This is a genomic window from Micromonospora sp. CPCC 206171, assembly GCF_036906755.1.
Classification (GTDB): Bacteria; Actinomycetota; Actinomycetes; order Mycobacteriales; family Micromonosporaceae; genus Micromonospora; species Micromonospora purpureochromogenes.
This window is the reverse complement of record NZ_JBAKHT010000002.1, coordinates 470,642-489,502: the sequence shown is the minus strand read 5'-3', so window position 1 is coordinate 489,502 and position 18,861 is coordinate 470,642. Positions and strand designations below refer to the sequence as shown.

The 18,861-nt window shown below is 74.9% G+C and carries 20 protein-coding genes; 10 read left to right on the top strand and 10 right to left on the bottom strand.

The window, feature by feature from the left end; translation table 11 throughout:
- Window positions 1–365 precede the first annotated feature (365 nt).
- The 6 genes from V6U89_RS05080 (at window position 366) to V6U89_RS05055 (ending at window position 7,181) form a co-directional block, all read left to right on the top strand.
- Window positions 366–2,120 (top strand): Daple, encoded by a 1,755-nt coding sequence (locus tag V6U89_RS05080; protein WP_442933867.1) that lies wholly within the window; start codon window positions 366–368, stop codon window positions 2,118–2,120.
- Window positions 2,121–2,164: 44 nt separating this feature from the next.
- Entirely contained in the window at window positions 2,165–3,139 is a 975-nt protein-coding gene (locus tag V6U89_RS05075; protein WP_334569397.1) for an alpha/beta fold hydrolase, read from the top strand.
- 35 nt (window positions 3,140–3,174) lie between these two features.
- A complete protein-coding gene (locus V6U89_RS05070; protein ID WP_334569396.1) occupies window positions 3,175–4,026 on the top strand; it encodes a DUF3152 domain-containing protein in 852 nt (283 codons plus the stop codon).
- Between the two features lie 83 nt (window positions 4,027–4,109).
- On the top strand, window positions 4,110–4,955 hold the full coding sequence (locus V6U89_RS05065; protein ID WP_334569395.1) for a DUF3152 domain-containing protein: 846 nt from the start codon (window positions 4,110–4,112) through the stop codon (window positions 4,953–4,955).
- Window positions 4,956–4,996: 41 nt separating this feature from the next.
- Window positions 4,997–6,247 carry an adenylyltransferase/sulfurtransferase MoeZ gene (gene moeZ, locus V6U89_RS05060; RefSeq protein WP_442933866.1) on the top strand — a complete coding sequence of 417 codons (1,251 nt, stop codon included), beginning with the start codon at window positions 4,997–4,999 and terminating at the stop codon, window positions 6,245–6,247.
- A 103-nt stretch (window positions 6,248–6,350) separates the two neighbouring features.
- The gene (locus tag V6U89_RS05055) at window positions 6,351–7,181 is read left to right on the top strand and encodes a prenyltransferase/squalene oxidase repeat-containing protein (RefSeq protein ID WP_334569437.1); all 831 of its coding nucleotides are present in this window, start codon (window positions 6,351–6,353) and stop codon (window positions 7,179–7,181) included.
- Here the strand turns inward: V6U89_RS05055 and V6U89_RS05050 are convergent.
- From V6U89_RS05050 to proB, 8 genes are all read right to left on the bottom strand, one after another.
- Entirely contained in the window at window positions 7,165–7,680 is a 516-nt protein-coding gene (locus tag V6U89_RS05050) for an SUKH-4 family immunity protein (protein ID WP_334569393.1), read from the bottom strand. The two genes, V6U89_RS05055 and V6U89_RS05050, sit on opposite strands and share 17 nt — an antisense overlap.
- A gap of 28 nt (window positions 7,681–7,708) precedes the next feature.
- Window positions 7,709–8,329 (bottom strand): hypothetical protein, encoded by a 621-nt coding sequence (locus V6U89_RS05045; protein WP_334569392.1) that lies wholly within the window; start codon window positions 8,327–8,329, stop codon window positions 7,709–7,711.
- Complete coding sequence (locus tag V6U89_RS05040; RefSeq protein ID WP_334569391.1) at window positions 8,326–8,943, bottom strand: hypothetical protein; 618 nt, start codon at window positions 8,941–8,943, stop codon at window positions 8,326–8,328. Before V6U89_RS05040 ends, V6U89_RS05045 begins: the two co-directional genes overlap by 4 nt.
- Window positions 8,936–9,430: a WXG100-like domain-containing protein gene (locus tag V6U89_RS05035; protein ID WP_334569390.1), complete on the bottom strand. Its 495-nt coding sequence runs from the start codon at window positions 9,428–9,430 to the stop codon at window positions 8,936–8,938. Before V6U89_RS05035 ends, V6U89_RS05040 begins: the two co-directional genes overlap by 8 nt.
- Window positions 9,431–9,459: 29 nt before the next feature.
- Window positions 9,460–9,786, bottom strand: a complete 327-nt coding sequence (locus V6U89_RS05030; RefSeq protein ID WP_334569389.1) for a WXG100 family type VII secretion target — start codon at window positions 9,784–9,786, stop codon at window positions 9,460–9,462.
- Between the two features lie 2 nt (window positions 9,787–9,788).
- A complete protein-coding gene (locus tag V6U89_RS05025; RefSeq protein ID WP_334569388.1) occupies window positions 9,789–10,187 on the bottom strand; it encodes a YbaB/EbfC family nucleoid-associated protein in 399 nt (132 codons plus the stop codon).
- An 85-nt stretch (window positions 10,188–10,272) separates the two neighbouring features.
- Window positions 10,273–11,517, bottom strand: coding sequence for a glutamate-5-semialdehyde dehydrogenase (locus V6U89_RS05020; protein WP_334569387.1), 1,245 nt, complete (start codon window positions 11,515–11,517; stop codon window positions 10,273–10,275).
- A gap of 11 nt (window positions 11,518–11,528) precedes the next feature.
- Complete coding sequence (gene proB, locus V6U89_RS05015; RefSeq protein WP_334569386.1) at window positions 11,529–12,686, bottom strand: glutamate 5-kinase; 1,158 nt, start codon at window positions 12,684–12,686, stop codon at window positions 11,529–11,531.
- Window positions 12,687–12,699: 13 nt separating this feature from the next.
- Between proB and V6U89_RS05010 the strand changes: the two genes are divergently transcribed.
- Genes V6U89_RS05010 through V6U89_RS05000 form a run of 3 tightly spaced genes read left to right on the top strand, consistent with a single transcriptional unit; the run spans window position 12,700 to window position 16,132 of the window.
- Entirely contained in the window at window positions 12,700–13,014 is a 315-nt protein-coding gene (locus tag V6U89_RS05010) for an MGMT family protein (protein ID WP_280836999.1), read from the top strand.
- Between the two features lie 32 nt (window positions 13,015–13,046).
- Window positions 13,047–14,681: an MFS transporter gene (locus V6U89_RS05005; protein WP_442933862.1), complete on the top strand. Its 1,635-nt coding sequence runs from the start codon at window positions 13,047–13,049 to the stop codon at window positions 14,679–14,681.
- Window positions 14,678–16,132: a pyridoxal phosphate-dependent decarboxylase family protein gene (locus V6U89_RS05000; protein ID WP_334569385.1), complete on the top strand. Its 1,455-nt coding sequence runs from the start codon at window positions 14,678–14,680 to the stop codon at window positions 16,130–16,132. The genes V6U89_RS05005 and V6U89_RS05000 overlap by 4 nt, the downstream gene beginning before the upstream one ends.
- A gap of 52 nt (window positions 16,133–16,184) precedes the next feature.
- Here V6U89_RS05000 and V6U89_RS04995 read toward each other — a convergent pair whose 3' ends face one another.
- Together V6U89_RS04995 and V6U89_RS04990 are read right to left on the bottom strand one after the other, a co-directional pair.
- Window positions 16,185–17,387 carry a hypothetical protein gene (locus tag V6U89_RS04995; RefSeq protein ID WP_334569384.1) on the bottom strand — a complete coding sequence of 401 codons (1,203 nt, stop codon included), beginning with the start codon at window positions 17,385–17,387 and terminating at the stop codon, window positions 16,185–16,187.
- The gene (locus V6U89_RS04990) at window positions 17,380–17,928 is read right to left on the bottom strand and encodes a SigE family RNA polymerase sigma factor (protein WP_334569383.1); all 549 of its coding nucleotides are present in this window, start codon (window positions 17,926–17,928) and stop codon (window positions 17,380–17,382) included. Before V6U89_RS04990 ends, V6U89_RS04995 begins: the two co-directional genes overlap by 8 nt.
- A 314-nt stretch (window positions 17,929–18,242) precedes the next feature.
- Here V6U89_RS04990 and V6U89_RS04985 point away from each other — a divergent pair, with 314 nt between their 5' ends.
- Window positions 18,243–18,818 (top strand): NADH-quinone oxidoreductase subunit B, encoded by a 576-nt coding sequence (locus tag V6U89_RS04985; protein ID WP_334569382.1) that lies wholly within the window; start codon window positions 18,243–18,245, stop codon window positions 18,816–18,818.
- Window positions 18,819–18,861: the final 43 nt, after the last annotated feature.

Here is an 18,861-nt window from a genome sequence, read left to right as displayed (position 1 = left end):
CTGGCGGCGCACCGGCGGCAACCCGTTCGCGCTCACCGAGCTGCTCGCCGCGCACGCCGGCCGTCGCGCCCGCCAGCGCGCCCCCCGCCGTCGCCCCCGCCAGCGCCCCGCCCGCCAGTGCCCCGCCCGCCGCCGCGCCGCACGGCGAACCCCCGACGGGTACGGCCTACGGCGCGCCACCGACCAGCGGTTCCTACGGCTCGGCGCCGTCAACCGGGTCGTACGGTTCGGCACCGAGCACCGAGCCCTACAACTCGGCACCGAGCACCGAGCCCTCCGGCTCGGCACCGACCCCCGCGTCCTACGGCTCGGCATCGACCCCCGGTTCCTACGGCCCGGCGCCCGGCACCGGGTGGTACAGCCGGGTGGAGACCGGGGCCTCGTACCGCGCCGCACCGAGCACCGGGTCCTACGGCTCGACGCCCACCGCCGCGTCGCCGGTCGAGCCGCCGGCCGCCGCGCCCCGGAGCGCTCCTCCGGCCGGCGCGGCCGCCCCCTACAGCGCGCCGCCCGCCCCCGCCCAGGCGCCGGCCGTCGACAGCAGTCCGACCACCGACCGGGCCGACCGGCCGTTCCGGCTCCGATCCGTGCCGGCGGAGACCGCCGGCGCCCCGGCGGAGCTCTCCGGCCACCAGTCGACCCCCACCGGTCCCGGCGCCGCGCCGGACCCCGCCAGGAGCGGGCCACGCCGCCTGGACCCCACCTCCTCCGCGCCCGCTCCGACGAGCGCACCCCCCTACGCGGCCCGCCGCTCCGCACCCGATCCGGCGCCTCCGGCCGAGCCGGCCGTGGAGGACGGGACGCCGGAGCCCGGGGCGGTGGTGCTGCCGCAGCGCGTCCCCGCCGAGCCGGACGTGCCCGTTGTGCCGGAGCCGCCAGCCGTGGAGCCACCCGCCGAGACCCCGGAACTCGCCCGCATCGCCACCCACCTGCGCCGCGACGACGAGCCCGCCCCGCTGCGGGAGCGGCCGGAGGGCTTCGACGTCAACGCCATCCTGGACGCCGTCCGGGAGGTGGCCGGCGTGCGCGACGCCGCGTTGCGCCGTACCCCGGCCGGCGCGCACAGCCTCCGGCTGGACCTCGCCGACGGGGCCGACCCGGCCGAGGTGAGCCGGATGGTGGCCCGACTGCTCCAGGAGCGGATGGGGCTGGCCGCGGCCCCGCAGAACCTGCCCGGCACGACGGCCGCCCCGGCGCCGTTGCGCCGCCGCTCCGCCGAGACCCGCGCGCCCGAGGCCCGCACGCCCGAGAACCGGGCGCCCGAGCCGCGGGGCGCCGAGCCGCGCCCCGGCGAAGCGCCCGCCCGGCCGCGCGACCCGGAGTCCCGCCCCGGCGACCTGCGCCGGCAGGAGCCCGGGTCCGGCCCGTCGAGGCGGTCCCGTTCCGCCGATCCGTCCGATCCGGGTCGCGCACCCGCCGGCACCGGGCGCGGCGTCGCCGACCAGCCGCCCGGGGCCCGCCCGACGGCCGAGGCGGCCACCGCCGCCCCCGCGCCCGGCCGGGTCGAGGACTACCCGGGCACGGTCGAGGGGGTGCCGCGCCGGCGCCGGCAGGTCTCCGCGCACCGGGGGCGGGCCAGTGTGGAGGAGGCGAGCGCGGCCTCCGCGCCGCCGGCCACCGGCAGCCCGGTCACGCTCGGCACGTCGTACTCCGGCGGGCAGATGACCACGACGGAGACGGCGCCCTCCCGACCGCTGGACACCGGCGGCGCGCCGGGGCCGCGGGTGGTGATCGACCACGTCCAGGTGAGCACCTTCGGTCTCGACGCCACCGTCGAGGTACGCCTGCTGGCCGGCGGCGAGACGGCGGCCGGGCACTCCACCGGGCCGGCGGTGGACGGGTACGTCCTGCGACTCTGCGCGGTCGCTGCCGCGGCGGCGGTGGACCACCTGCTGCGGGGCGCCGACGGCGCGGCCGAGCGCGGGCGGTGCTTCGTCGAGCACGCCGCGGTGGTGCCGTTCGGCAACTGCGAGGTCGCCACGGTGGTGGTGCTGCTGGTCTGCGACGGCTGGGTCGAGCAGCTGGCCGGCTCCGCGCTGGTCGCCGGTGACCCCCGGCAGGCGGTGGTCCGCGCGACGCTGGCCGCCGTCAACCGGCGCCTGGAGGCGTTGCTGGCCTGAGCGGCGCGGGTTCGCCGGCGGGTCGCGATGGGCACACTGGAGGCATGAAGCGAGCCGCCCTCTGGCCCGAGCACCTGCTGCCCCCGCACCACGTTCCGCCACCCTGGCCGGGCCGGGAGGTACGCCTCGACGGCACGGTCACCTACGTCCGGGACACCCCGGCCACGAGTGCGGACGCGGAGCCGGCGCTGTACGTGCACGGGCTGGGCGGCTCGTCGCAGAACTGGACGGACCTGGCCGGCCTGCTCGCCCACCGGCTCGACGGACAGGCCATCGACCTGCCCGGTTTCGGGCGCAGCGAGCCGGGGCGGCGCTACACGATCCCGGCCTTCGCCGAGCGGGTGGTCCGCTGGATCGAGCACTCCGACCGGGGGTCGGTGCACCTGTTCGGCAACTCCCTCGGCGGGGCGATCGCGGTGCACGTGGCGGGGCTGCGGCCGGAGCTGGTGCGTACCCTCACGCTGGTCTCCCCGGCGCTGCCGTTCCTGGACTTCCGCCGCTCGTTGCAGGGGCGGATGCTGCCGCTGCTGGCCATCCCGCGCGGGGAGCGGCTGGCGGCCTGGCGGCTGGCCCAGCTCGCCCCCGAGGTGATGGCCCAGCAGGTGCTGGAGGCGTGCTTCGCCGACCTGACCCGGATCAGTGAGCAGCGCCGGCAGGAGGCGCTGGAGGAGATCCGGGTGCGCTACGAGGCCGCGCACTACGCCGCCGCGTACGTCCGGACGTTCCGCGGCCTGGTCTCCAGCTTCCTGCGCTCGTACCTGCCGGGCGCGGGGTCGATGTGGCGGATCGCGGCGGCGGTGCAGGCCCCGACGCTGGTGGTGGGCGGCCTGCAGGACAAGCTGGTGGATGTGCGGGTGGCGCCGCAGGCGGCCCGGGCGATCCCGGACAGCCGGCTGATGATGCTCGAAGGGGTCGGCCACGTCGCGCAGGTGGAGGTGCCGCGCACGGTGGCGCGGGCGGTGCTGCACCTGCTCGCCGAAACGGAGGAGGCCGGGCGACCCTCCGACATGGCAGGATGACCCGGATGCCCGAGTTCCTCCCCCACGGTCACCGCGTGCGTGCGACCCCGCGTGGCCGCCGCGCGCCCGTCGGAGGCCGTCGCTGGACACTCCTGCTGCTGGGGATGCTCGCGGTGGTGGTGGTCGGTGCGGGCGGGGCGCTCTCCGCCGGCCGTCCCGGTGCCCTGGCCGAGACGCTCGCCGCCGGGACGCCGGCCCCGGAGCAGGCCGCCGCGCCGCTCACCCCGTCGCCGTTGCCGGTCGTCACCCCGAGCCCGTCCGCGACCAGCCCGGCCCCGCTGCTCCAGCTCGCGGGCCCGGTGCCGTCCGCCGGGCGGGGCAGTTTCGGGTACGACGACCGGGCCGGTCCGGTGCTGGGGCGGGGTGGCCCGGTGCAGCGGTACCGGGTGGCGGTGGAGAACGGCTCCGGTGAGGACGTGCACGCCTTCTCCGACGAGGCGCAGGCGGCGCTGGCCGGGCCGGGGAGCTGGGTGGACAGTGGGCGACTGCGGCTGCGCCGGGTGTCGGCGGGCCAGGCGTACGACTTCACGATCTACCTGGCCACGGCGAACACGGCGGGGCGGATGTGCCGGGCCGGGGGAGTGGACATCCGGGTGGGCGGCCGGCCGTACACGTCGTGCCGGGCGTCGGGGAAGGTGATCATCAACCTGGATCGGTGGCGGACCTCGGTGCCGCACTTTGTGCGGGCCGGTGTGCCGTTGTCGCTCTACCGCACCTACGTGGTCAACCACGAGGTGGGGCACCAGTTGGGGCACCGCCACGAGCGCTGCCCGGGGCCGGGCCGGCCGGCGCCGGTGATGCAGCAGCAGTCGCTCTTCCTGGACGGCTGCACCGCCAACCCGTGGCCGTACCTCGACGGGCGGCCGTACACCGGCCGTCCGGTCTGAGCCCCGCCACGCGATCTGAAACATACTCACGTTGCTGACCTGAAAAGCGCTGATATGCCCGATTAGTCTGTCATGCTGATCGGGTGACCCCGTTCTCCCCGCTCGCCGAGGGTGGCGAACCGGACCCGGCCGACCAGGCCGACCCCGCCCGACCCGCCGGCGACACCCGACCCGGGCTGGTCCGGATGCGCCGCCGCCGGCGGCGTGCCGCCCTGCTCGGCCTGGTGGCGCTCGGCGCGACCGTCGCCGGCGTCGCCCTCGTCCGGGCCGACGACGGGCCGTCCGTCCCCGCGTCCGCCGGGCTGTCCCGGCCACACGCGTTCGGCGCCAGCCAAGCCGCCGCGCCCGCCGCGTACCCGACCAGCGGCTCCGGTCGCTTCGCCGCCGCCGACGGCCGCTCGCCGGTGCGCGGGTACGACGGCCCGCTGCGCCGCTACCGGGTGGCGGTCGAGGAGGGCAGCGGGCAGGACGTCGACCTCTTCGCCGACACCGTGGACGAGGCGCTCGCCGACCGGCGCAGCTGGATCGCCTCCGGCGAACTGCGGGTGCAGCGGGTGCCCGAGGCCGCCGCCGCCGACTTCACCGTCTACCTGGCCACCCCGGCCACCTCCGAGCAGATGTGCGCCGAGGGCGGGTTGATGACCGAGGGGTACACCTCCTGCCGGCTGCCCGGTCAGGTGATCATCAACCTGGCCCGCTGGATGGACGCGGTGCCCGACTACGGTGCCCCGCTGGCCGTCTACCGGACGTACGTGGTCAACCACGAGGTCGGCCACGAGTTCGGCGAGGAGCACGAGGCCTGCCCCGGCCCCGGCGCGCCGGCCCCGGTCATGCAGCAGCAGACGTACGGCCTGGACGGCTGCGTCGCCAACGCCTGGCCGTACGTCGACGGGGTGCGCCATGAGGGCCCGCTCGTCCCCGGTGTCTGAGTTATTCCCGCTCCCGCATGTCGGGCTACGTGTCACTGCTCATGGCCGACCGGACCTCCGGCGAGCGACAATGGCGCGGTTCGCCACCAGCCGATCCCGGGGAGTCCACCGTGTCGCTGCCCCCGCTCGTCGAGCCCGCCGCCGAGCTGACCGTTGACGAGATCCGCCGCTACTCGCGCCACCTGATCATCCCGGACGTCGGGGTCGCGGGGCAGAAGCGGCTGAAGAACGCCCGGGTGCTGTGTGTCGGCGCCGGCGGTCTCGGCTCACCCGCCCTGCTCTACCTCGCCGCGGCCGGCGTCGGCACGCTCGGCATCATCGACTTCGACACCGTCGACGAGTCCAACCTCCAGCGGCAGGTCATCCACGGCGTCTCCGACGTCGGCCGCCCGAAGGCGGAGTCCGCCGCGGCGTCGATCCGCGAGATCAACCCGCTGGTGAACGTGCGGATCCACAACACCGCGCTGGACCGCGAGAACGTCCGCGAGATCTTCGCCGAGTACGACCTGATCGTCGACGGCACCGACAACTTCGCCACCCGCTACATGGTCAACGACGCGGCGGTGCTGCTGGGCAAGCCGTACGTCTGGGGTTCGATCTACCGCTTCGACGGCCAGGCGTCGGTGTTCTGGGCCGAGCACGGCCCGTGCTACCGCTGCCTCTACCCGGAGCCCCCGCCGCCCGGCATGGTCCCCTCCTGCGCCGAGGGCGGCGTGCTCGGCGTGCTCTGCGCCTCGATCGGCTCGATCCAGGTCAACGAGGCGATCAAGCTGCTCACCGGCATCGGCGAGCCGCTGGTCGGCCGGCTGATGGTCTACGACGCCCTGGAGATGTCGTACCGCAAGATCAAGGTCCGCAAGGACCCGAACTGCGTGCTCTGCGGCGAGAACCCGACGGTCACCGACCTGCTGGAGGACTACGAGGACTTCTGCGGCGCGGTCTCCGAGGAGGCGCAGGAGGCGGTGGTCGACGCCACCATCACCGCCCTGGAACTCAAGGAGTGGCAGGACGCCGGCAAGGACATCTTCCTGGTCGACGTCCGCGAGCCCGCCGAGTACGAGATCGTCCGCATCCCCGGCGCCACGCTGATCCCCAAGGGCGACATCATCTCCGGCGAGGCGCTGGCGACGCTGCCGCAGGACCGGCAGATCGTGCTGCACTGCAAGTCCGGCGTCCGCTCCGCCGAGGCGCTCGCCGCCCTCAAGGCGGCCGGGTTCCGCGACGCGGTGCACGTCCAGGGTGGTGTGCTCTCCTGGATCAAGCAGATCGATCCCTCGCTGCCCGCGTACTGAGCGACGGCCGGGGCCGGCGGCGGGCCACTCACCCGCCCCGGCCTCGGCCGATTCCCCGAGGCGCGATCACCTTTACGCAGGTAGCGTGACCGCCGTGGTGGACATGGACGCCGCTATCGGCTTCGTCGTGGCGCACGGGGACGCGGTGGACCGCGCGCGTCTCTCCCGGCTGCGCACCGGCGCGCCGGTGCCGGTCGAGCTGCTCGACGCCGCCGAGGCCGGGCAGACGCCCGACGGCGGCTGGCCGGCCGTCCTGGACGGTGCCGTCGGCTCCGTCGACGCGACCTGCTTCCGCCTGGCCGAGCTGGACGACCTCGGCGCCCTCGGCCGCCCGGCGGCCCGGCACGCGCTGGACTGGCTCGCCGCCCGCCAGCTTCCCGACGGCGGCTGGGACGAGGACCCGTCGCTGGCCGGCTTCGCCCCGGAGTGGGCCCGGCCGGGCGATCCGGAGGCCCGGTTCTACCTCACCGCCAACGCCGGCTTCTGGCTGACCGTGGCCGGCCTGGACGCCCGCGCCGCCGGCCCGCTCGACCACCGCGTCGGCGGCGCGTACGCCGGGGTGGTGCAGGCGGCGGCGCACGCGGTCGCCGCGCAGCTCGCCCCCGACGGCGGCTGGCCGTCCTTCCTGCCCGCCGGCTGGCTGAGCGCGGCCGTGCTGCACCGGCAGGAGATGTACTACGAGTCCGCGCGGATCCAGGCCGTGCTGGCCGAGCGGATCCCGAAGATGTCCCCGGCCGACATCGCCTGGCTGGCCGCGACGCTGCGCCGGGTCGAGGTGGGCGAGGAGCAGTGGCTGCTGGTCTCGGCCCGCCGCCGGCTCGCCGAGACCCAGCGCAGCGACGGCGGCTGGGACAGCGACGACGGTCACCAGTTCGACGTGCACACCACACTCCGGGCGATCCGGGCCTGCCGGAGCGTCACTTCAACTGGCTGATCACCAGCGGCCACCAACCGTCCGGGGCGAACGCGGCCGGGTCGATGCTCTCCAGCACCATCCGCAGCGTCTCGGCCCGCTCGGCCCGCCCCGCCTTGCCCTCGTCCGCCTCGACGAAGAGCGCGAACTGGTAGAGGAACTCGACGAAGGTGCGGAAGCTGCTGTTGACGCCCTGGATGTCCTGCTGGTCCAGGTCGAACTGGAGGATCTCGCCGTTGCGCGGGTCCAGCACGTAGAGCAGGTCGGGGTTGTCGGCGACCGCGCCCACCACGATCAGCCGGACGTCCAGCGAACCGTCGGAGGTGCTGACCTGGATGGTGTCGTACAGCTCGATGTCGCCTTCGAGGAAGGCGGTGTAGACGACCGCCACGTCGAGCGGGATCTCATCACCGGCGGGGAGCAGGTCGGGGCTGAACCCGCCCTCCAGCCACGCCTCGCGCGGGTACGGGATGAGCTCGTCCTCGCTCCACAGTGCCGTGAACCGGGGATCAGCTGCCATGACGGTCCTTCGCGGGTCGACGGTGGGTTCAGGAGGACAGGCCGGCGGCGATCAGCAGGCGTCGCCAGTTGTCGGCGTACTCGCCGGTGTGCGGCCCCTTGCGCAGCCGCCGCTCGGCCACGCCCGGACCCAGCACGGTCCCGACGAGCGCCGGGTAGCCGGGGCCGAGCACGTGTTCGTCGAAGAACGTGACGACGTCCGGGGCGATGACGGTCAGCTCCGCTTCGGTGTCCGGGTGCTCGTAGAGGAAGACGTAGTCGTCCGGCTCCATCCAGTAGACGTCGAGATCCTCGGTGTCCAGGTAGATCGGGGCACCGGCTTTGATGTCGCCGCGCAGGCCCGGCGGGATGCTGTGCACCTCGTGGCCGACCGGCAGCGGACTGCCCATCGGGTCGTTCTCGTTCACCGTGCGGGCCGCCCAGGCCGCCGGGCTGAGGATCTCCTCCGGGGGCGTGAACCGGAAGTTGTCGCCCTCCAGCCGGCCGAAGAGGCCGTAGACCTCGGCCACGCCGGGCAGCTCGGGCAGCGGCTCCAGCGGGGCCGGCTCGCCGATGACCACCCCGAAGCCCTGCTCGGCCTCCAGGCCGCGCAGCAGCGCCAGCTTCTCCCGGATCCGGTCCAGGCCGGCGGGGACGTCGGGGCCGCTCACTCGATGACCCGCACGATGATCGGAGTGCCCTCGGGGACGTCGCGTAGCGCCAGGGAGATCTCCCTGCCGAGCTCGCGGTTGGTCCAGGCGTCCATCGGCCTGAGATTATCGTACGTGTCCGTTCCGTCCATTTGCAGCTCGTGGATGTGGTCCGGGTCGTAGCCCTGGCCGCGCTCGGTGATCGGCCCCTTGCCGGCGAAGAGCCGGTCCACCACGGTCTTGTTGGCCAGGTACTTGTTGGTCTCCGGGGTGCCCATGTCCGCCTTGAGGCGGCCGTCCTTGGTGAGGTCCCGGATCATTCGGTCGCGGTAGATGTTGGTGCGGGTGCGGCTCTTCTGCTGCGCGGGGTCGTAGACCTTGTTGCTGTCCCGGTCCGGCTTCGCCTTCTTCAGCCGCCCCTCCTGGCCGAGCCGGCGCAGGTCGCCCGCCTTGCGGTCGAAGTCCCGCCTGTCGAAGTCCGGACGGTTCTTCAGCACCAGCACGGCCGGCCCGTCGACCTTCGTCCCGGCGGACTTGGCGGTGCGGAACACGTCGGCGTTCTCCAGGTACGCCGAGACGATCCGGGCCCCCTTGGCCTGCGCCTGCCGGGGCGGGCTGGTCCGCTTCCTAGCCATTGAGCACCGTGTCCACCGCCAGCCCGATCAGCTGGTCGACGATCAGCCCGGTGATCATCTTGAAGATCGGGATCTCCAGCAGGGACGCGCCGAAGGTCGCCACCGCCGTGGCGATCGCCTGCGCGATCTGGATGGCCAGCAGGATCAGCTGGATGATCACCTGGATCTTCAAGGCCAGCACCACCCCCGCCGCGGCCATCAGCCCGATGGCGATCACGTTCGTCGGGTTGGTGGCGTCGGCGATGTTGCGGGCGGCCGACTCCTTGTCGTTCCACTCGCTGGCGAAGGCGGTGATGCTCTCGCCCCGGTTGGTCTCCAGCACCGTCCGCGCCGCCGAGTCCAACCGGGCGACCGAGCCGTTGATCTTCTCGGCCATGCCGGTCCACTCGCCGGCGAGCTGGAAGATCGCGGTCTCGTCGGACTCCGGCCAGTCGTACCCGATCATCGAGAGCAGGGACGCGAGCTCGCCCGGAAGCGTCAGGCCCACGGCGACTCCTTTCGTACGTGCGGAAGGGTTCAGCCGCCCAGCGAGCCGAGGATCGAGCGGAACGAGGCGGTGACGTCCTCCTCGGCGGCCCGGTAGTTCTCGGCCATCCCGTGCAGGCCGTCGGCGTAGCTCTCCAGCTCGGCGACGTTGGTGCTGAGGCACTCGGTCAAGGCGTCCACACAGGCCTGATGGGCGACGCCGACCAGCATGCCGATCTCGTCGCCGCCGAAGGCCTGCGCATAGCTGCCCAGCGCGGCCTGGAACGTCTCGAAGGCCTGCCGGACCTCCTCCTTGGCCTGGGTCAGCTCGTCCGCGCCGCGGCGCAGGGCGTCGATGTCGACCTCGAGGTTCTCCATCGTCAGCTCCGCTGCTGGATCTTGCGCATGGTCTCGCTGATGGCCTGGCTGATCTCGCGCATCTGGCGCAGGCCCTGGTCCTGCAGGCGCTCGACGGTGGCGGTCATCGCGGCGAGGTCGGGCATCGGCTCGGCCGTGGCCGGGTCGTCCTGCCCGTCGAGCGCCGCGTTCACCGCCCGGCGCAACTCCTCGGCGAGGTGTTCCGCCCCCTCGCGCAGCACCCGGGGGTCGAGGTCGACGGCGCTGACCCGCCCGTCGGTGCCGACGGTGACCCGGATCCTCCCGTCGGCGGCCTCGCCCACCGACTCGACCCGTTCCCGAGGCGTGCCGGTGCGGCTCACCTCCCGCAGCGCGGCGCGCGCCTGTGCCAACTGCTCTTCCAGGGCGCTCTCGCCCAGCATGCCGCCTCCCCAGACAAGCCGTGCCGAACCGGCCTCAGACTAGCGGCACCGCGCACCCCCGCGTACGCCCGTCCACTGCAGAGGGTCAGGCGCGCAGGTGCCCGTCCCCGGTGACCACGTACTTCGTCGAGGTCAGCTCGGGCAGACCCATCGGGCCGCGGGCGTGCAGCTTCTGGGTGGAGATGCCGATCTCGGCGCCGAAGCCGAACTCACCGCCGTCGGTGAACCGGGTCGACGCGTTCACCATCACCGCCGCCGCGTCCACCCGGGCCACGAACTCCCGGGCCGCCGCGGCGGAGTCGGTGAGGATGGCCTCGGTGTGCCCGGTGCCGTAGCGGCGGATGTGCGCGACCGCCGCGTCGAGCGAGTCGACCACGGCCACCGAGATGTCCGCCGAGAGGTACTCGGTGGCGAAGTCCTCGTCGGTGGCCGGCACCACCGCGGCGGAGAACGCGGCCACCCGGTCGTCGCCGTGCACGGTCACCCCGGCCTCGGCGAAGGCGGCCAGCACCGGCGGCAGGAAGGCGTCCGCGACGGCCGCGTGCACCAGCAGCGACTCGGCGGTGTTGCAGGTGGACAGCCGCTGGGTCTTCGCGTTGAGGGTGACCGCCACCGCCTTCGCCACGTCCGCCGCGGCGTCGACGTAGACATGGCAGTTGCCCACCCCGGTCTCGATCACCGGCACCGTCGACTCCTCGACCACGGTGCGGATCAGCGACGCGCCGCCGCGCGGGATCAGCACGTCGACCAGCCCGCGCGCCCGCATCAGCTCCTTGACCGAGTCGCGCGAGGTGGCGTCGAGCAGCTGCACCGCGTCCGCCGGCAGGCCGGCCCCGGCGACCGCGTCCCGCAGCACGGCGACCAGCGCCGCGTTCGAGTGCGCCGCCGACGAGGAGCCGCGCAGCAGCGCGGCGTTGCCGGACTTCAGGCAGATCCCGGCGGCGTCCACCGTCACGTTCGGCCGGGCCTCGTAGATGATGCCGACCACCCCGAACGGCACCCGGATCTGGCGCAGCTCCAGCCCGTTGGGCAGGGTCGAGCCGCGGACCACCTCGCCCACCGGGTCGGGCAGCGCGGCCATCTGGCGCAGCGCGTCCGCGATGCCCGCCACCCGGCCGGCGTCGAGCGCCAGCCGGTCCAGCACGGCCGCGCTCAGCCCGGCCTCGCGCCCCGCCGCCAGGTCCGCCTCGTTCGCGGTGAGGATCTCCGGCGTACGCGCCACCAGCGCGTCGGCCATCGCGTGCAGCGCGGCGTCCTTGGCGGTACGGGTGGCGACCGCCAGCTCGCCCGCCGCGTCCCGGGCCCGACGGGCCTGCTCGCTGACGCTCATCAACAAACTCCTCACAGCAGCACAAGGTCGTCGCGGTGGACGACCTCCCGTTCGTACGCCGGGCCGAGCGCCGCGGCGAGTTCTCCGGTGGAGCGGCCGAGCAGCCCCGGCAGCTCCACCGCGTCGTAGTTGACCAGCCCCCGGGCCACCGGCGCGCCCTCGGCGTCCACCAGGTCGACCGGGTCGCCGGCGGTGAACGCGCCGTCCACCGCGGTGATCCCGGCCGGCAGCAGCGACTTGCGCCGCCCCACCACCGCCTGCACCGCCCCCGGGTCGAGGTGCAGCCGCCCCCGGGGCGCGGTGGCGTGCGCGAGCCAGAACAGCCGGGCCGCGGGCCGCTGCCGGCTGGGGTGGAAGAAGGTGCCGACCGGCTCGCCGGCCAGCGCTTCGGCGGCCAGCGGCGCGGCGGTCAGCACCACCGGAATGCCGAAGCCGGTGGCGATCCGGGCCGCCTCGACCTTGGTGACCATGCCGCCGGTGCCGACACCGGAGCGGCCCGCGCCGCCGATGTCGATGCCGGCCAGGTCGGCCTCGCCGCGCACCTCGGTGATCCGGGCGCTGCCCGGCTGGGTCGGGTCGCCGGTCCAGAGCGCGTCCACGTCGGAGAGGAGCACCAGCAGGTCGGCGTCGACCAGGGCGGCGACCAGCGCGGCCAGCCGGTCGTTGTCGCCGAAGCGGATCTCCTCGGTGGCGACCGTGTCGTTCTCGTTGACGATCGGCACCGCGCGCAGGTCGAGCAGCTTGCGCAGGGTCCGGTACGCGTTGCGGTAGTGCGCCCGCCGGGTCACGTCGTCGACGGTGAGCAGCACCTGGCCGACGGTGAGCCGGTGCCGGGCGAAGCCGGTCGCGTACCGGCCGATGAGCAGGCCCTGTCCGACGCTCGCGGCGGCCTGCTGGGTGGCCAGGTCGCGGGGACGCCGGGCCAGCCCGAGCGGGGCCAGGCCGGCGGCGATCGCGCCGGAGGAGACCAGCACCACCTCGTGCCCCCGGGCGGCGAGCGCGCCGAGGGTGTCCACCAGGGCGTCGACCCGGGCGTCGTCCAGCCCACCGCCGCCGGTGGTCAGCGAGGACGAACCGATCTTGACGACGATCCGCCGGGCCTGGGTGACTGCTTCGCGCACCCGCCCATTCTGCGCGGTCGGTCCCGCCATACCCCGTCGCGTTCCCATATCCTGGCCGGTCGTGACGCCTGAGGAGTACGTCGAGACGGTGCTCGCGCTGGTCGAGCGGATCCCGCCGGGTCGGGTGATGTCGTACGGGGCGGTCGCCGACGCCCTCGCCGAGCGCTCGGGCCGGGCCTCCGCGCGGCTGGTCGGCTCGATCATGGCCCGGCACGGCGGCGGGGTGCCGTGGCACCGGGTGGTGACCTCCGCCGGCCGATTGCCGCCCGGTCACGAGGTCGAGGCGCGGGCTCGGTTGCGGGCCGAGGGCTGCCCGTTGCGGGCCGGCGGGGTGGACATGTCGGCGGCGAGCTGGTGGCCGGAGGAGGGAATGTGACCCGGGCCATAACGTGAGTAACATTCGGCCCCATGGACGCGCCGCCGGCTGAAGCCGACCCCTCGGTCGCCGGCCCGACCGGGGCGCGGCGACCGGACCCGCTGCCGCGCCGGGTGCACGCCGGCTACGCCCTCGGCTCGCTGGCCACCGGCGCGTTCGGCACCGTGCCGGGGCTGCTGCTGCTGCCGTACCTCACCGACACCCTGGGCGTTGCCGCCGGGGTGGCCGCCCTGCTGGTGCTGCTGCCCAAGGCGTGGGACGTGCTGGTGAACCCGGTGGCCGGCCGGCTCTCCGACCGCACCCGGTCCCGCTGGGGACCCCGCCGGCCGTGGCTGCTCGGCGCCGGGCTCGCCCTCGCGGTGCTCTTTGCCGCCATCTTCGCCGCGCCCTTCGGCGCCGGTCCCGCCGCCGGGGCGTACGTGGCGGTCGCCTTCCTCGCCACCGCCACCGCGTTCGCCTTCTTCCAGGTGCCGTACGTGGCGATGCCGGCCGAGCTGACCGGCGACCGCGCGGAGCGTACCCGGCTGATGACCTGGCGGATCGCGGTGCTGGCGCTGGCCATCCTGATCTCCGGCGCGGTGGCCCCGATGGTGGTGACCGCGACCGGCGACGGCCTCGCCGGGCACCGGTGGATGGGCGTCTTCGTCGCCGCGCTGATCGCCCTCGGCGCAGTCGGCGCCTTCCTCGGCACCGCGGAAGCGCCGGTCGGTGCGTCCGAGGCCGATTTCGGCACCGCGGAAGCGCCGGTCGGTGCGTCCGAGGCCGCTTTCGGCACCGCGGAAGCGCCGGTCGGTGCGTCCGAGGCCGCTTTCGGCACCGCGGAAGCGCCGGTCGGTGCGTCCGAGGCCGCTTTCGGCACCGCGGAAGCGCCGGTCGGTGCGTCCGAGGCCGCTTTCGGCACCGCGGAAGCGCCGGTCGGTGCGTCCGAGCCCGCTGCCGGCACCCGCGCGGTCGCGACCGGCGCGGTGACCGAGACCGAACCGACGCTGCGCGCCCAGCTCGCGGTGGCCGTCGGCAACCGGCCGTTCCGGGCGCTGCTGCTCTGCTTCGTGATCCAGTCGGCCGGGGTGGCGACCATCCTGGCCGGGGTCAGCTACTTCGCCGACCAGATCCTGCGCGACCCGGAGAACGGGCCGACCCTCCTCTTCGCCTGTTTCGTCGGGCCGGCGCTGCTGGTGATGCCGCTGTGGTCCCGGCTCGGCGCCCGGCTCGGCAAGCGGAGCGCCCTGGTCGCCGCCTCGCTGCTGCTCGCCGTCGGGGCACTGGCCCTGGTCGCCGCGCCGGCGCTGCCCGCCGCCGCCGTCTACGCGGTGGTCGCGCTGCTCGGCGTCGGGTACGCCGGCCAGCAGGTCTTCGCCCTGGCCCTGCTGCCGGACTGCGCCGCCCACGAGACCGCGCGGACCGGCCGCCGGCAGGCGGGCGTCTTCACCGGCCTGTGGACGGCGGGGGAGACCTTCGGGCTGGCGCTGGGCCCCGGCCTCTACGGCCTGGTGCTCCAGGTCTCCGGCTACGTCTCCTCCGACACCGGCACCGCCGCGGCCCAGTCCGACCAGGCCCGGCTCGGCGTGCTGCTCGGCTTCACCGTGCTGCCCGCCCTGCTGGTCGGGCTGGCCGTGCTGCTGCTGCGCGGCTGGACCCTGGACCCCGACCCGAAGGGCGACCAATGATCGACTCCGACGGCGCACCCGCCGAGCGGGTGCTGGCGGAGATCCGCGAGCTGCGGGCCCTCGACCGGCCGACGCACGGCGGGCGGCTGTTCGCCTACGTCTACGATCCCGCCGTGCCCGGCCTGGACGAGTTGGCCGCCGCCGCGCACGCCGGCAGCGCGCACGTCAACGGGCTCGACCCGACCGCCTTCCCGTCCCTGCTGGCGATGGAGAACGCGCTGGTCGCAGCGGCCGCCCGGCTGCTCGGCGGCGGCCCCGGCACGACCGCGCCGGAGGTGGTCGGCAGCGTCACCAGCGGCGGCACCGAGTCGCTGATCCTCGCCGTCAAGGCCGCCCGGGACGCCCGCCCCGAGCTGACCGCGCCCCGGATCGTGGTGCCGGCCAGCGGACACGCCGCCTTCGCCAAGGCCGCCCACCTGCTCGGGGTCACCCTCGACACGGTGCCGGTCGATCCGAGGACGCTGCGTCCGGCGGCCGCCGACGTCGCCGCCGCGATCCGCCCGGAGACGGTGCTGGTGGCCTGCTCCGCCCCGTCGTACGCGCACGGCGTCATCGACCCGGTGGCGGAGATCGCCGCGGCGGCCGCGGCGGCCGGGGTGCGCTGCCACGTGGACGCCTGCTTCGGCGGCTGGACGCTGCCCTACCTGCGCCGCCTCGGCGTGCCGGTGCCGCCGTTCGACTTCGCCGTCGACGGGGTCACCTCGATCTCGGTGGACCTGCACAAGTACGCGTACGCCCCGAAGGGCGTGTCGGTGCTGCTGCACCGCGACCCGGCGCTGCGCGCCCCGCAGTACTTCGCGTACGCGGACTGGCCCGGGTACACGATGGTCAACCCGGTGCTCGCCTCGACCCGCTCGGGCGGGCCGATCGCCGCCGCGTACGCCACCCTGCGGCACCTCGGCGACGCCGGCTACCTGCGGCTGGCCGCCGCGACCCGGGACGCGGTCACCGCGCTGGCCGACGCCGTGCGTGGCGTCGACGGGCTGCGGCTGATGGCCGAGCCGGAGTCGACGGTGGTCTGCTTCACCGCCACCGACCCGGCACTCGACCTCTTCGTGCTGGTCGACGAGCTGACCGCCCGGGGCTGGCACACCCAGCCCCAGCTCCGGTACGCGGACCTGCCGCCGAGCGTGCACCTGACCGTGACCGCCTCGGTGGCGCCCCGGGTCGCCGAGTTCGGCCCCGACCTGACCGCCGCGGTGGCCGCGACCCGGGCGGCCGGTCCGGTCCGGCTCCCCGCCGAGCTGCGGGCACTGGCGACCGCGCTGACCCCGCAGGCGCTCACCCCGGAGCTGGTCGCCGGCCTGGCCGCCGGGCTCGGCCTCGACGGGGGCCACGGCGCGCCGGAGCGGATGGCCGTGGTGAACACGCTGCTGGACGCCGCCCCGCCGGCGCTGCGCGAGCGGCTGCTGGTCGAGTTCGTCAGCCTGCTGCAACGGCCGAGCTGGTGACGCCGGTGACGCGGACCGGTACGGCGGGTGGGCGCTGCCGTGCGGCGACCGGTCACCGGTAGTCGATCCGGACGACATTGTCGGCCTCGTAGACCTCCTCGACGACGGTGGACCGGGCGTCCATCGGGCGGGCGTCCACGTCGGCCGTTCCCCGGCCCACGGTCACCCCCGCCGCCGCTCGCAGGCCCAGGGTGAGCCGGAACTCCGCACCGGCGTCGAGCCTGCCGAGGTCGCAGCCGACCGGCTGGCTGGTCGTCGCCGGAGTGTTGCGACAGGGGGCCCAGCCGTCGCCGTCCGGGCGCAGCGCCGACGGCAGGCCCAGCCGGAGCGCCACGAAGGCGGCCGGGCCGGTGCCCGCGTTGCGGATCCGCACCGTCACCGTGCCCGTGCGTGAGCCGTCCGGAGCAGTGGCGAGCACCAGATCGGTGGCGGTGAGGACGAGGTTCGCCTCGTGCGGGTTCGGGGCGAAGGCGGTCGGCCCGGAGACCTGGCCGAACGAGCGGCCGTCCCAGCGGTAACCGCGCCACTGCCGCTGCGACCAGTCACCGGGCCAGCCGCCGCCGGGCGCGATGTCGCCGACCTGCACGCGCACCACGCCGTCGTCGCGGACGTCGAGCGCGGACAGCCACTGCGGTCGCTCCCGCCTGGTCCTCGTCACCTGGCCGACGGTGACGATCCGTCCGGACCGGTCCCGGTCGAAGGCCACCACCTGTTGCGGGCCGCCGGTGCCCCGCACGCACTGCACCAGCGCCACTGTTTCGGCCGCCCCGTCGCCGTCGATGTCACCGGTGTCGAGCGCGAGCAGGGTGTTCGTCTCCCACCCGGCTTCGCCGGTCAACCGGACCCGGCCGTTCGGGCAACCGGCGTCGACGTGCCAGGTGGGCAGCGTGACCGGGCCGGCCAGGAGCTGGGCCCGGCTGATCCGGCCGTCCGGTGCCCCGGTCGGGCTCGTGCTGGTGGTCGCCGACGACGGGCTCGGGCTGCCGGAGCCGCTTGGCGTCGGCGACGGGCTCGCGGTGGCGCTCGGCGTCGGGTCGACCGGGGTCGGGTGAGGGGCCGAGCGGTCCAGCGCCGCGTATCCGACGACCGGCCCGGCCACCAGGGTCAGCGCGGCCGTCGCCCCCGCGGCGAGGTGGTTGCGCCGCCGCCGGTGTACGGCCCGCCGCACGGCGGCCGGTCCCGGCACCTCGATCTCGGCCATCACCGCCTGGCGGTAGCGGGCGAACTCCGTGGCGAGAACCTCCTGCTCAGGCATCCCGCACCTCCTCGGTGGTCTCGCGCAGGTGGGTGGCGAGCGCCGCCCGGCCCCGGTGCAGCCAGGACTTGACCGTGCCCTCGGCGACCTGCTCCTGAGCGGCGATCTCGGCGACCGTCAGGTCGGCGAGGTAGTGCAGCACCACGGCGCGGCGCTGCTTGGGCGGCAGCTTCGCCAACGCGTGGTCGACCGCCACCCGGTCCGGGTTCGGCCCGGCCACGTGCGTCTCCCGCTGCCGGCGCAGGAACAGCTCGGCGGTACGCAGCCGCCGCCAGCGGTGGTGGCCCAGGTTCCAGGCGACCTTGCGGACCCAGGCGAGCGGGTCCTCGTAGCCGGACACCCGGTCCCAGCGCACGTACGCCCGGCAGAACGCCTCCTGGACCAGGTCCTGCGCCTGGCCGAGGTCGCCGGTGTACGCGGTGAGCTGGACGACCAGCCCCCGGAAGTGCGCGTGGTAGAAATCGTCGAAGATCAGCTCGGGCGGTTCGGGAGCCGGGCCCGGCGGTGGCCCGGCGACCCGCACGTCTCTTGTCACAGTCACTCGTCCTCCCCGTTGCGGCCGTGGGTCCGTACCCGCCGGCACCGGTCACTCCGGTACCGGCACCGGCCGGTCGTCGTCCGACGGGGGAGGGCGGTCGGGGCCCGGACGCCCGGCTCCGGAGGGGCACCGCCGGCCGGGACCCCCGTGCCCGGCCGGCGGTGGCTCGTGGCGCGTCAGCCGTCCGCCGCGCCCGTTGCTGCGGCGCGGGTGGGTTCATCCGCGTCGTCACACTGGTAGAAGCCCGCGACGGCCGTTCCGGTTGCAGCTCGGGCGCTGTGGTTGACTGTCCGGTGGGAGACAGGAAGGGGGCGGTCGTGCAGCTGCCGGGAGTGCTCGGCGAGCCGATCCGGTTCGTGCTGAACTGGGGCCGCCGCTACTCGCTCTGGGTCTTCAACTTCGGCCTGGCCTGCTGCGCGATCGAGTTCATCGCCACCAGCATGGGGCGGCACGACTTCATCCGGCTGGGCGTGATCCCGTTCGCCCACGGCCCCCGGCAGGCCGATTTGATGGTGGTCTCCGGCACGGTCACCGACAAGATGGCCCCGGCGATCAAGCGCCTCTACGACCAGATGCCCGAGCCGAAGTACGTGATCTCGTTCGGCGCCTGCTCGAACTGCGGTGGCCCGTACTGGGACTCGTACTCGGTGACCAAGGGCGTCGACCAGCTCATCCCGGTCGACGTCTACGTGCCCGGCTGTCCGCCGCGGCCGGAGGCGCTGCTGCACGGCATCCTCCGCCTTCAGGAGAAGATCGCCGCCGAGCAGTCCGGGATCGGCGGCGTGGCCCGCCCCGACGCGCTCGCCTCGCCGGCGGACGCGCCGCGCCCGGACTCCCCACCCCGCTCGGTCAGCTCGCTCATCTCCCCGCCGGTACGCCCGCCGGCGTCCTGAACCGCCACCCGGCCCACCCGGCCGACCCGCTCGGACGAGCGCC

Coding starts and splice junctions, on each gene's coding strand:
- V6U89_RS05075 (WP_334569397.1), top strand. CDS start 2,165: ATGAAGCGAGCCGCCCTCTGGCCCGAGCACCTGCTGCCCCCGCACCAC.
- moeZ (WP_442933866.1), top strand. CDS start 4,997: ATGGCCGACCGGACCTCCGGCGAGCGACAATGGCGCGGTTCGCCACCA.
- V6U89_RS05055 (WP_334569437.1), top strand. CDS start 6,351: ATGGACGCCGCTATCGGCTTCGTCGTGGCGCACGGGGACGCGGTGGAC.
- V6U89_RS05050 (WP_334569393.1), bottom strand. CDS start 7,680: ATGGCAGCTGATCCCCGGTTCACGGCACTGTGGAGCGAGGACGAGCTC.
- V6U89_RS05040 (WP_334569391.1), bottom strand. CDS start 8,943: ATGGCTAGGAAGCGGACCAGCCCGCCCCGGCAGGCGCAGGCCAAGGGG.
- V6U89_RS05030 (WP_334569389.1), bottom strand. CDS start 9,786: ATGGAGAACCTCGAGGTCGACATCGACGCCCTGCGCCGCGGCGCGGAC.
- V6U89_RS05025 (WP_334569388.1), bottom strand. CDS start 10,187: ATGCTGGGCGAGAGCGCCCTGGAAGAGCAGTTGGCACAGGCGCGCGCC.
- V6U89_RS05020 (WP_334569387.1), bottom strand. CDS start 11,517: ATGAGCGTCAGCGAGCAGGCCCGTCGGGCCCGGGACGCGGCGGGCGAG.
- proB (WP_334569386.1), bottom strand. CDS start 12,686: ATGGGAACGCGACGGGGTATGGCGGGACCGACCGCGCAGAATGGGCGG.
- V6U89_RS05005 (WP_442933862.1), top strand. CDS start 13,047: ATGGACGCGCCGCCGGCTGAAGCCGACCCCTCGGTCGCCGGCCCGACC.
- V6U89_RS05000 (WP_334569385.1), top strand. CDS start 14,678: ATGATCGACTCCGACGGCGCACCCGCCGAGCGGGTGCTGGCGGAGATC.
- V6U89_RS04995 (WP_334569384.1), bottom strand. CDS start 17,387: ATGCCTGAGCAGGAGGTTCTCGCCACGGAGTTCGCCCGCTACCGCCAG.